Source organism: Acetobacterium fimetarium, assembly GCF_014284475.1.
In the GTDB taxonomy this organism is placed as follows: Bacteria; Bacillota; Clostridia; order Eubacteriales; family Eubacteriaceae; genus Acetobacterium; species Acetobacterium fimetarium.
In genome coordinates this window covers 51,245-63,729 of sequence record NZ_WJBC01000017.1, presented here as the reverse complement: position 1 = coordinate 63,729, position 12,485 = coordinate 51,245, and the positions used below count along the sequence as shown (strand labels likewise).

Below are 12,485 nucleotides of genomic sequence, written 5' to 3'. Positions count from 1 at the left end.
CTCATTATATGCTTCTATATCAAATATATTTCTACCTATATAAAATGGCAATTCACCATTTCTGTTAAATTGTTTTTTAAATTTAAACAAACTATCACTATCCATATCTCCGACTCCGCCTCCCAGATGCAGAAATTTTATTCCACGATCTGATGCCCATAAAGCAGCCTCAGCAAGTAATAAATTCATTGAAGCTAAATGTCGGTATTCTTTACGTGTACCAGACAAATGATAATGCATATACTTGTCATTATAGAAAAAAATTGCGGCACTTATCATAATATCTTCAACGTAAGAATAGAAATAAATCGTATTATCAGTCAAATCACTTATTAAATAATCATAATATTCTTGCTTGAAATAATAATACGAACTTGCATTATTTTCTTTCATTGTCAATTCATAAAGCCTAATAAATTCGTCTATATGATCACCCGTATCATATTTTATTGATACTCCCAATTTTTTTGCTTTTCTTACCATATTACGGCACTTACTGATCATGTTATTATTAATTATTTCGGGTGTTGTAGTATCAATTGTTATCGTTTTTTTTAATTCTACCGTTTTACTTAAATCTTTCATATATATCTGATTATTTAATAGTGGGTGGAACCGAATAAACTGACTGACAATTTTATTTTTCACACAATAAACATTTAATTCAGCAAGAAATTTTTTTTGATTTACAGGATCAAAATCACCTTCAACCATTGGACCTCCATAACCATAAGGTGTTGTTAAATCAAAATACCTATGTGCTAGAAGTACCTCATTAAAAACTGTCATTTCTGAAATATCATTTAACATGTCAACATAACACATTCTACAATTAATAGCTTCATAATAAAATAGCAAAGGTATTCCATCTCCATGCTTCATAAAAGACACCGCATACTCATGAAGATAATAAATATCCCAGTTTGAAAATGACTTGACTATATTATTCCATTTTTCTTTGTATTGATGGGTTATAACCAGCATTCTTAACTCTCACCATAATCCTTTAGCACACTAATTAAATAAGATATTTCATAAGTTCCGTAACGTTGATCTATCGGTAATGATAATATCTTCATAGACATATTTCTTGATCGCAAATTTTCATAAAGAGATGTTTTTTCTAATGGCCAATGAATAGCACAATATACTTTGTTTTTTTCTAAATATGCCCTTAAATCATCTCTTTTGTCTATACTTATTGGCAACACAAAAGGGCAACACGCTTCTTCAATTTCCACAATTGGCTTCAACCCTATAGCCACTATTTCTCTTAACAATTGTGCATAATTTTCTTTTCTTTTTGTAATTAAATATGATACATTATAACATTTTAAAAGATATTCAGAAAACTTTGATATTTTTTTAATTTCTTCATTTTCATCAATTTCTTTTTCAGCATCAATAAAGATCTTTCTATATAGTAAATTTACCTCAATTTCATTAACAAGATAAAGAGTTTTTAATATCATTCCATATGCTTTGTTAATACTTTTATTTGTTTTCAAATCAATCAAATTACAACATTCAAGAGAGTTTTTCGAGTAAAGTACACCGCCATCAGGTATTGCAAACCATTTTCTTAAACTGCAGACACAATAATCTCCAATAGTTTGTAACTTTGAAAACAAGCTATGTGTTGTATCCTCAATTATGATAAAATTATTTTGATTTTTTATAAATAAAACTTGCTCAAGAATTTTTTCAGGCTGAAGAACTCCGAAATAGTGCATCAAGTAAACTACTCTGGTATCATCATTAACTCTACTGTGCAAATCATCTAAATCTATCGTCAAATCTTCCTTCAATCGATAGAATTTTATATCAAAACCTAAAAATGCCTGAATAACAGAATCGCAAATGTATTCAGGTAATAACACCTCACCCATTTTTAGCTCTTTTAAAATTAACTTAATCGCACTTCTGCCACTATCTAAATAGCAACTATTATAATTCTTTAATCTATGATAAATCGAATTCTGAGTTTCTTCTAACTCTTCAAGTCTTATGTTAAATTCACTGCCAAGTTCCATGAATTACTCCTCAACCAATTGTATCGTATCAACGTTTCTATTAACATGACAATCAATAGAACACATTCTTTACAATTTGTCATATATATCATTATTTTTCTGCTTGAGCTAATAGCATCTCAACTTTAGTGCCATTATCAGTATATGTCATCGTATCAATGTGTATATTTATAAAACCACATTTTGTAAGAACATCAAATAATTCTTTGTCAGTAAAGAAATGAACAATTCCTCTTCCGCTTAAACGACCTTTTATTAAATCTCTATATGTATTATCCTCAATTTGTGTGCCTGTACCAAAACCATCAGTATACTTCGTAAAACAACTTGTGAATAAGCCACCATTTTTCTTTAGCACATTGTAGCATCTATCATACATTTCAACAATTGCACTGTATGTATTTGAATATATTGTTGCACTATCTATAATTCCATCGAAATAATCAATGGGATAATCCATTTGCACCCCATCCATAACTTGTAAGTGCGCCGTTAAACCTTCTCACTCTAATCTTTTTTTTGTTTTTTCTACAGCTGAAGGTGAACCATCAAAGGCAAATACATCAAATCCTTCTCGTGCCAGATACCATGTATGGGCACCTCCACCACAACCAAAATCAAGTAATTTTGTGTTCTTCCGATCTTTTTTATAAAAATTTCTTGCTACATATCGAATGACATGCTCAGCCGGATATTGACCCCATTCTTGTGTGCTATGGATTTCTTCCCAGACATTATCAAAAGAATTCATAAAATTTTCTCCTCATATTATTTGTTCATATTGTTTTTTGACAGCAAGTTTGAACACTCTTCACTACTTCAACTTCTCATTCATTTTGTTCTAACCTTCTACTCATTTCTTCCATTTCATCAAGTTGCCCCATATCCATCCATGCATTTGCACTAATGGGGTAAACACCGATTTTCTCACCCGCGTTCTTATACTGTTCTATTATATCTGGAAAATCAATAGCCCTATTTTCTGACATTTCTTCAATAATTTTTGATTCTACTATATACATTCCCGTATTCGTAAAAAAAGACAACTCAGGCTTTTCAGTCATACTTTCAATCTCGCCATTTTCCCCAATTTCAACTACACCATATGGTATCTTTATTTTTTTTAGCGAGCAGATCATTGTAATCAGATTTTTTTCTATCTTATGATAACTGTACATCTTTTCATAATCTTCTTTAATAAGGATATCGCAATTTGAAAGTATAAATGTTGATTTTATTTTACCTTTCAAAAGGCTTAACCCCCCCCCTGTTCCAAGTGGTTTTTCCTCATCGATATAGGTGATTTTATAACTTTTATTAATTTCATTAAAATAGGCCTTGATCATATTTTTCTTATGATTGATAATCAAATAGAAATCGTTGCTTCCTTCTCGATTAAATCGGTTAATAATATGTTCGACAATTGGGATTTCTCCAATCGGGATTAAAGGCTTAGGAAGTATTTTTGTATAAGGATAAAGCCGCGTTCCAAGACCACCAGCCATGATAACGATAGGAACATCCAATTTTTTTCTATTGCTGATTTCCTCGTTATCCCAAAATAGGATCGAAAGTATGTGCCTATTTTCATCAACAATCGGAAGCGCCTCAACTGAATGCTTTTTCATATACTCTCTGGCAGACAATTTATCTTTTTCAAAAATATAAATAGGACTGTAATTTGCGACATCTTTAACTTTCGCATCAAGGTTTCCCTTTTTTAATATCCATCTTCTGATGTCCCCGTCAGTAATCGCAGCAATTAATTGATCCTGTTTAGTAATAAATAAAACTTTCTTCGCCACTTTATCCAACAATTCCATCGCTTCCAACATAGAACATTCTTCATCTATTAAAAATTCTTTAATCTTCAAATAATCCTCCTCCCATTGCTAGAATAATTATTTAGCAAGGTTCCTTTAAACATTCTACGATATACAACAGATCTTCTTTTATTAAATTGGCACTGCAGGGAATATTGACAATATGTTCCCAGAAATATTTTGCCTTTTTAATTTTATAGGTCTGACAATCTGCATATGGTTTTTGTTCACTGATCAAACCCCAGATTGGTCTTGACTGTATGCCTTTTAATGAAAGATATTTTATAATCTCATCTCTATTCATTGGATAGTAATCCTCGCATTTCAATGCATAAAACCAGTGATTTGACCGGATATTGTCTTTGAACGGTAATAATGAAAGCCCATGGATTTTATCGATTTTCTCTTTGTATAGTTCATAATTAATTGTTTTCATATAAATAAAACCTTCCAGCTGTTCCAGTTGGGCTAAGCCAACCGCTGCCTGCAAATTAGTCATCCGGTAATTATAGCCAATCTCATCATGTGTATAATACAACTCATCACTTTTAGCTTGGGTTGAAAGGTGTCTTGCTTTTTTCAGCAATTTTACATCGTCCGAAACTATCATGCCGCCGCCGCCAGTCGTGATGATTTTGTTGCCGTTGAATGAATAAACGCCGACATTACCGATGGTTCCCGCATATTTGCCGGTATACCTGCCTTCGATATAATAGGTGCCGATAGCTTCAGTGGCGTCTTCAATCACTTCTAAATGAAATTGCTCTGCAATTGTCATTATTTTTTCCATATCAGCCATGTTGCCAAACACATGCACAACTATGATCCCTTTAATGTGTTTTTTTGTGCGATTATTGATTAACTTTCCATCAATAAAGCTGCACTCGTTCCTGCAGAATTCCAGTAGCTTCTCTGCATCCATTGTGAGCGAATCATCGCAATCCATAAATACCGGTTCAGCACCGATATATTTGACCGGGTTAACCGCAGCAATGAAAGTCAGCGTCGGCACAATCACTTCATCTTCTTTTTTTACACCACACGCAAGAAGTGCCAGATGAAGGCCCGAGGTTCCATTTTGACAGGATACAGCTCCGTTCGATTTAACATATTCTGCAATTCTTCCTTCAAATTCATTGACATAAGGGCCACCTGTTGATACCCACTCCGTTTTTACAGCATGAGTCACATATTCAAGTTCTTTACCTTTTAAATTGGGTACTGATAGGGGAATAAATTTATGATCCATATTCCCTCCTTATATGTTATAAATATCTGTTTTATATTTATCTAAGTTGTTTTTAAAGAACTCAATCGTCTCCGCCAATCCTTGTTCAAAAGTATATTGCGGTTTCCAATTCGTTAATCTTTTGATTTTTTCATTAGAACCGAGCAATCGATTAACTTCACTCTTCTCAGGTCTGAATCTTTGCTCATCGCAGATGATTTTTGTATTTGGATTGATTTGCCTGATTATTTCTTCTGCAAGTTGCCCAATTGATATCTCTTGCTGAGTTGCGATGTTGATTTCCTCTCCAATCGTTTTTTCTGATTTAGCGATCTCGATGAAACCATTAGTGGTATCCTTCACATAGTTAAAATCCCGTGTTGGTGTCAATGAACCGAGTTCAATCTCTTCTTTTCCGGCAAGCAACTGTGTGATAATCGTTGGGATAACGGCTCTTGCAGATTGTCTGGGACCATAGGTATTAAAAGGCCTCACAATAGTAATTGGCATGTCAAAACTTCGATGGAAAGATTCCGCCAGGCGATCCGCCCCGATTTTTGTGGCTGAATAAGGTGACTGCCCCTGATATGGGTGCTTTTCATCAATCGGTACATACTGAGCCGTTCCATACACTTCCGATGTTGAAGTGATCAGAACTCTGGATGTATTCAGATCTCGTGCTGCCTGCAAAACATTCAATGTACCCTTGATGTTTGTATCGACATAAGTATCCGGTGAATGATAGCTGAAGGGGATGGCTATTAATGCTGCCAGATGAAACACTTCTTCTGCACCCTTCATAGCTTCTCTCACGCCATTTGGATCCCTGATATCTCCCGTGAATATTTCAATCTCGCTTAATATCTCTTTTGGCAGTGTGTCCAGCCACCCCCATGAATTGAACGAATTATAGCACACAAAAGCCTTTACTTTTTCTCCGTTTTTCACAAGTTCTTCTGCTAAATGGCTGCCGATAAAGCCGTCCGCACCGGTTACTAGTATTTTTTTCATCTTCTGCTCTCATTCAAATAATTATTTACGGTACTCGTCAATACTGTCATGATCGTCTGATTTAAATCACTGTCCAAATATAGCAGATTAAAAAACGTTACCGTTGGTTTTAAGACTCCCTGTGCTTTTGACAGTGCACTTTTTTCTAACCTGACTCGTTGTGCGGTGTTCACTAGAAGTTGATATTCCACGCGATTTAGCGGCATTTCTATCGTTATAAAATATTCATTCTCTTCCATTTTTTCAATCAGACCATCCAACTTTTTATGAATTGTCGATATTTGTTTTATATTGTTATTGATTGCTTCTTCTAGCTTTTTCAGCTGTTTTCTTATATCAGTCAGTAATTTCTTGTAAATCTCAAACTTTTCCTGCAGCTGATTGAACTGAGCTTCCAGATACGTGTGATCATATTGATATGTGTTTTTGAGCTTTTCGAATTCATCACCAATAACAATTTTTGCCTTCAAGTTATTTTTAATCACAGTTTCCAGGGGTATGAAAGTTGACCCTTCTATATGAGCACCGTTTTTTGTTGTATTGATAACCGAAATGTTATACATTTTTATGTAAGCTTCCATCTGGTTTCTCATTCGATTAAAACTATCCGTCGTAACGACTGCTTCGCCCAGAACATCGATTGTTTTAAGCAGGTCTTTTTCATCTTTAATTTGTTCTGCTATACCATCTTTGTAATAATCAATCCCACCAGCGTATTGCTTAACACCACTGTATGCCAAATTTTGACCTACAAGTATAATCTGTGAAAACTGCAATTTATTGAGCAATTCCAGTGCGACAACCGCAATGGAAGGTGCATCATTAACGGTTCTCAGCTCTTTTTCATCTTCCAATTTCAATAAAAAGCTGGATACATTATCCTGACTGGTAATCATATGAAATTTGGGGCCGTGATACTGCTGCAAGACTTCATGGCCGACACTGCTACCGAATATCATTGGAATACTTGCAATCTCCATTTCATTGACTTTTTTAAAAACTATTTGATTCTTTTCAGAAGGATCATAAGTACACATTGCATCAGGAAAAATGTCATTAGAAATAAGTGTATTGATTGCAGAACCTACTGAAAATATAAAAGCCAACCTGTTCTCTTTTATCTGCCGCAAATTTTCGATTTCAAAATCCAGAGAGGGACCTGCTGATACCAGAATAGCAGTCTTTCCTTTAAAAACGTCATCACTGCATTCCATGATATTGGGGGAATGCAATACTTCTTTAAAATTATCTACACTGTTTGTTATCCATCTTTTTTTGAATGCATAATCAACATTGATCGAACTTCTTGTATTTTGTATGAATTTTTTAAAGCCCATCATGAACTGATCATACTGAGTTGGAAAGACATTTGAATAAACAGGCAAATCAATGATAACCGTACGTTTGTCAATATGTCTAACAATGTTAGAGAAGTAATCTGTCATAACATCCACATGATATTCACAGATAATATCCTTTATGTTTTTCATTTTTTTTAAATTAACATGATCCAGAAAGTGATTAAACACTTCTACTGAAGGTTCATAAAGCGTAAAAGATGTTTGCGGAAAACGATTGATGAACGCTTCAATATGATAGCCTAATCCAATCCCGTAAAATATGACATGCGTATTTTCATCAATTTCTTCATTTTCTGTTGTTTTATCAATGATTGCTTCCGCTTCTCTTTTGGGATCATACTTACTGTGCAGATACAAATTCTTCTCTTCATTTGAAAACCTAATGATTTTATTATTGTTTTTGGACTCTTCAACAATAAAGAATTTTTCTTTATTATCTTCTTTCCAATGATTCAGAACTTCATAAAGACTTGGATAGTTATTTCTAAGAAATACAATATTATCAGCTAACATTGATACTCCCCTTTCGTGGGATTAAGAACTGAAGTTTTTCTTTCATTTTCTTGAAGATCGGAACGATTTCGTACAGCAGCACATCTCCAATCAGTACATTGTCTTTATTGACCATGGCTTCTTCGATAACTGGCATGATGCTGCTTAATTCTCCTGCTGCCTGAACATATTCATTCCAGACACCGTAGTTTGTTACCAGGCTGTCCAGATTTCTGATGGCATCGATCCGGGCCAACACTTCGATGATCCATTGAATACCTTCGAAAAGCTGAGTCAGTTTTTTCCAGCTCTCGCTGTCGGGCCTCTGATAAAACGCTTCAGCCAACGGTTTTATAACGATTATACCATTTTGTATATAATCGTATGTCGATAAAATCGTGTCATTTAGCAGATTTTCGATTGTCTGAACTGCAACCTCAACCTTCTTTATCCTATCAATATGATCCGTAAAATAATTCATAAAATCTTCATAGATCGGCACCCCATCGATTATCAGATGAGAAAACTGTAGATCCTTTTTTTTCAGTATTTCATTGATTGTATCGAAATATTTTTCAATCATCTTCGGATCATTTTCGAATTCCAAAGACTCTTCCTGAATGTGGATTATCATCACTTACCTTCTTTCTAACTTCAACTCAAATAACATACTACATTGTACATATCGTCAAAACACAACTAATATTTAGTATTTTGATTCTAGTCGCTTCTAAAACCTTATGCAATAAGTATAGAAGGATTTAGTTCGATTGTCCAGCCTTATATTCGTTAACTCCAGATCGTGAACTGTTAATTTACATCTAAAAAGCCACCCGAAGGTGGCTTTGAATTTCTGATCTTATTGAATAAGAATTTCTTTATTATTGTAATAATGAAAGAACCTTCTGTGGTTGTTGATTAGCTTGAGCAAGCATTGATTGAGCAGCCTGAGAAAGAATGTTGTTCTTAGTGAACTCAGTCATTTCTTTTGCCATATCTACGTCACGGATTCGAGATTCAGAACTAGCTGTATTCTCTGAAGAAGTAGATAAGTTGTTGATGGTGTGTTCCAGACGGTTGGTGTATGCCCCTAATTTGGCACGTTCAGAGGATACATTAATAATAGCGTTATCAACCGTTGTGATTGCAGACTCTGCACCTGCTTGTGTTGTGACATCTAAAGCATTAATTCCCAATGCTTCAGCCCTCATATCACCAATGCTAACACCCATCGTTTGGCCTTCATTCGCGCCGATATGAAGAGTTAAGCTTCCATTCCCTGTAATTTTGAAATCCGCTAGGTTATTACCACTAGTAGTCGTATCCGTATTGCTGCCTATTTTAAATTCAAGCCCTTGATAGATACCATCAGCTACTGTAATGGTATTTCCCGTAGCAATAAAGCTAGTAGCACCTAGAGATGTAGAGGTTATGGTTGCATTTGATCCATTATCCGTACCTGAAGCAGCAGTAATAGCTGCAGCGTTTACACTATTAGCGTCTGATGCAAATACTAATTTAGACGACAAACCAACGTCTTTAGTTGATACTATTAAACTAGCACCACTAGATTTTGCTGTTACGCCCGTTTTGTCAGCAGCTGAATTAATAGCAGCAGCTGCTGCTTGAGCGTTTCCGGAGTCGATCGTACCGGTCGTATACTTAATATCAGTGCCGTTGATAGTCAGCGTATGCACTTGACCAGACCCAGCTGCTACCGCATCTACTATATGCGTTGCGGCTGTTGCGGAAACAGCACCTGATATATGAATCGTTCCACTGCCCTGTGTCTCAGCCGTTCCACCAACCACACTGATCCAGTCTTGAGTAGTACCATTAACTGTCTCACTAGTAAATTCTGTAGTCAAACCAGCTCCACCATTCAACAGTTTCTTCGTATTAAACTCAGTCTGATTACCGATTCGGGTAACTTCTTTTGCTAACTGATCGACTTCTTTCTGGATTTCTGCACGGTCATTAGTCGCATTGGTATCACTTGAAGATTGAACAGCCAGTTCTCGCATTCTCTGCAGAATAGAATGGGTTTCGCTTAAAGCGCCTTCAGCCGTATTGATAAGTGAAATACCATCACTGGCATTAGTTGATGCAGTATTTAGGCCGTTGATCTGACCACGCATTTTTTCAGAAATTGCCAGGCCTGCTGCATTATCTCCAGCTTTGTTAATTTTTAAACCAGATGATAATTTTTCCAGTGACTTAGATGTTGCTGACTGGTTTGCCGATAATTTGTTATAGGTGTTTAATGCTGCGATATTATGATTGATTCTCATTTTTTTATTCCTCCGTTTTTTTATTGGCCGTTTACCCTCGACCTGGGGAATTGTTAGGCTTTCCTTCGTACGCAAGTTCTGCCAAATGTTTAAGCTGATTCGCTTCTGTAATTAATATCGACCATCACTCAGGATACTTTAGAATTTTTTTTATTTTTTTAATCTTAATTTCCTGTTTGATCGATAAACCATTGGGACTTCCGGCATATAATAATGCCTGCCCACCAACTTATTCTATCTTGCTATTAATATCGACTGCTCATTACAATACTTTAGGAATATTTCAACTTTTATATTCAATTAAATGCTGAAACTAAAAAATTCTTCAAACCATCTCAATCTGATGATTCAAAGAATTTTTATCTGCTTTTATACACTCTGATCCAGCTTCAAACCTTCTTTTTTTTGTGCGGCTTCAATTTCGGGCTCTGATCTGTAATCGGGGTCTGCGCTCTCGGGAAAATAAATCGGTTTTTCATTTTCCACCGGTTTGTAATCTGGATCGGCGCTCTGCGGAAAATAAAGTGGCCCTTCATCTTCCACTGGCTTGTAATCCGGGTCGGCGCTTTGCGGAAAATAAAGTGGGGCATCGCTTTCCGTCGGCTTGTAATCCGGATCGGCGCTGCGGGGCACATAGATCGGCCCGCCAATATAGGTTATGATCACTTCTGGTCTCTGGGTTACGACCAATTCCAGATCCGGCGGATAAAACTGGGTATCCAGATTATCGGCGGATGACTTTCCGCTCTGGAGTCCCGGTATTTTGAAACTGATCTCCATACTACCCGCTCGGTTATTATCTTGCGTATTGGTTGCGACCAGCCGTGCCATGGAATCAATGCTTCTGGTTGATTGCTGAAAACGGATCGCCCGGGATTCTTCGTCTTCCATCTGAATACTGAGGTTCAGATTTCCGTCTTCACCATAATCTGCCGTTGCCGTATAGGTCGGATGACTCCAATTGAATGCGGAACTGGTTTCAAAATAATCCTGAACGGGAATCTGAATCCGGTTGGAACGGATGCTCTGCAGTCCGTCCTGCTGCGATACGCTGATCTCCGCTGTTCCCGCTGATGATGACCGCTTCGGTTCCTTCTCAACATATTTTATCTCGATTGGGATTGTTTCTATTTTGATTAAAGGTTCCATCTCTCCTCCTTGCTGGAATTGCTCCTAAGATGTTTTTATTAGGACATATAATCAAACACGGATTGCTGAATGACGCTTTGTCCCATCTGCAGAGCCGCCTGATATGCAACTTTCTGTGTCTGAAAATCGATATAGACAGCAGCTGCATCAACCCCCTCAACCTGCGTCTGTCTTTCTTCCATATTGTAATCCTGAGTTTCATACCGTTCGGTCATAAAATCCAGATAATTGGTTTTGGCGCCAATTTCTGTTGTTTTCTGGTATACTTTCTGTGTCGATTCCTGCAGATGCCCAAACAAGGCTTCGATCTTATCGGTCATATCGGTTGAATTGCCGCCTGTTTCAAGAGCTTCGGCAATTTGGCCAATTAAATTATAAGTATTATTCGATGCTACTGTTCCATCCTTAAGTGTTGTCGTTCCATTTCCGGCAAAACTAATCCCCGGTATTGAATATTCAAATACGGTATTACGGTCTATCTCTTTTGTTATCGGGTCAACGGAAACGCCTAAACCGATATCAACATACAACGAATCCTGTTGTAGTTTTTTTATTGTAGTTGCGTCCGTTAGGGTATCAAGATCAATACCATTATATGACATTTTTCCAGTTGTACTATCCACAGTAAACGGTTCTGAATCCGTATTGCTGCCTCCAAAAATATGGACACCCGATGAAGACGTATTTAATTCTGCCAGTAATTCCTTCTGAATGCTTCTCAGCTCGGTGGCAATGATCTTCTTTTCGTTATCGCTTTGGGTTCCATTCACTCCCTGTTCCACTTTATTAACCGCTTCTGAAAGAGAGTCTTCTATCCCCCCCAAAGTGGTTTCCGAATTGGTTAAAAAGCCCTGGGCATGGCTGATATTATCCTGGTAGCCATCCACCTTATAGATGTTCTTTCTGATCTGATAGCCTTTCATTGCCGATGACACATCTTCCGATGTTCTCGAAAATTTTCGACCTGATGCAACCTGATTGTTCAGCTTATCCAGATCGGTACCGATCGTATTCAGATTACTGGTATATCGGTTTGTCATCATTTTATATGTGATTCTCATTTTTGTGATTCCTTTCAATTTCTGGCGCTTTGATAA

12 protein-coding genes are annotated in these 12,485 nt (G+C 36.4%); all 12 read right to left on the bottom strand.

Annotation, left to right across the window (positions count from 1 at the left end; all coding sequences use genetic code 11):
• On the bottom strand, positions 1–984 hold a 984-nt coding region (locus GH808_RS11345; RefSeq protein ID WP_186842909.1), incomplete at its 3' end, for a peptidoglycan bridge formation glycyltransferase FemA/FemB family protein.
• A gap of 2 nt (positions 985–986) precedes the next feature.
• Positions 987–2,033 (bottom strand): DegT/DnrJ/EryC1/StrS family aminotransferase, encoded by a 1,047-nt coding sequence (locus GH808_RS11340; protein ID WP_186842908.1) that lies wholly within the window; start codon positions 2,031–2,033, stop codon positions 987–989.
• 91 nt (positions 2,034–2,124) lie between these two features.
• A complete protein-coding gene (locus tag GH808_RS11335; RefSeq protein WP_186842907.1) occupies positions 2,125–2,493 on the bottom strand; it encodes a hypothetical protein in 369 nt (122 codons plus the stop codon).
• 42 nt (positions 2,494–2,535) lie between these two features.
• Positions 2,536–2,784 (bottom strand): class I SAM-dependent methyltransferase, encoded by a 249-nt coding sequence (locus tag GH808_RS11330; protein WP_186842906.1) that lies wholly within the window; start codon positions 2,782–2,784, stop codon positions 2,536–2,538.
• A 76-nt stretch (positions 2,785–2,860) separates the two neighbouring features.
• Entirely contained in the window at positions 2,861–3,907 is a 1,047-nt protein-coding gene (locus tag GH808_RS11325) for a sugar phosphate nucleotidyltransferase (RefSeq protein WP_186842905.1), read from the bottom strand.
• 31 nt (positions 3,908–3,938) lie between these two features.
• Positions 3,939–5,105, bottom strand: coding sequence for a LegC family aminotransferase (locus tag GH808_RS11320; RefSeq protein ID WP_186842904.1), 1,167 nt, complete (start codon positions 5,103–5,105; stop codon positions 3,939–3,941).
• A gap of 9 nt (positions 5,106–5,114) precedes the next feature.
• Positions 5,115–6,095 (bottom strand): NAD-dependent 4,6-dehydratase LegB, encoded by a 981-nt coding sequence (locus tag GH808_RS11315; protein WP_186842903.1) that lies wholly within the window; start codon positions 6,093–6,095, stop codon positions 5,115–5,117.
• Complete coding sequence (locus GH808_RS11310; protein WP_186842902.1) at positions 6,092–7,969, bottom strand: motility associated factor glycosyltransferase family protein; 1,878 nt, start codon at positions 7,967–7,969, stop codon at positions 6,092–6,094. Before GH808_RS11310 ends, GH808_RS11315 begins: the two co-directional genes overlap by 4 nt.
• On the bottom strand, positions 7,959–8,582 hold the full coding sequence (locus GH808_RS11305; RefSeq protein WP_186842901.1) for a hypothetical protein: 624 nt from the start codon (positions 8,580–8,582) through the stop codon (positions 7,959–7,961). The genes GH808_RS11310 and GH808_RS11305 overlap by 11 nt, the downstream gene beginning before the upstream one ends.
• 247 nt (positions 8,583–8,829) lie before the next feature.
• The gene (locus GH808_RS11300) at positions 8,830–10,239 is read right to left on the bottom strand and encodes a flagellin N-terminal helical domain-containing protein (protein WP_186842900.1); all 1,410 of its coding nucleotides are present in this window, start codon (positions 10,237–10,239) and stop codon (positions 8,830–8,832) included.
• Positions 10,240–10,608: 369 nt separating this feature from the next.
• Positions 10,609–11,388, bottom strand: a complete 780-nt coding sequence (locus tag GH808_RS11295; protein ID WP_186842899.1) for a hypothetical protein — start codon at positions 11,386–11,388, stop codon at positions 10,609–10,611.
• Between the two features lie 38 nt (positions 11,389–11,426).
• Complete coding sequence (locus GH808_RS11290) at positions 11,427–12,449, bottom strand: flagellin N-terminal helical domain-containing protein (RefSeq protein ID WP_186842898.1); 1,023 nt, start codon at positions 12,447–12,449, stop codon at positions 11,427–11,429.
• Positions 12,450–12,485: the final 36 nt, after the last annotated feature.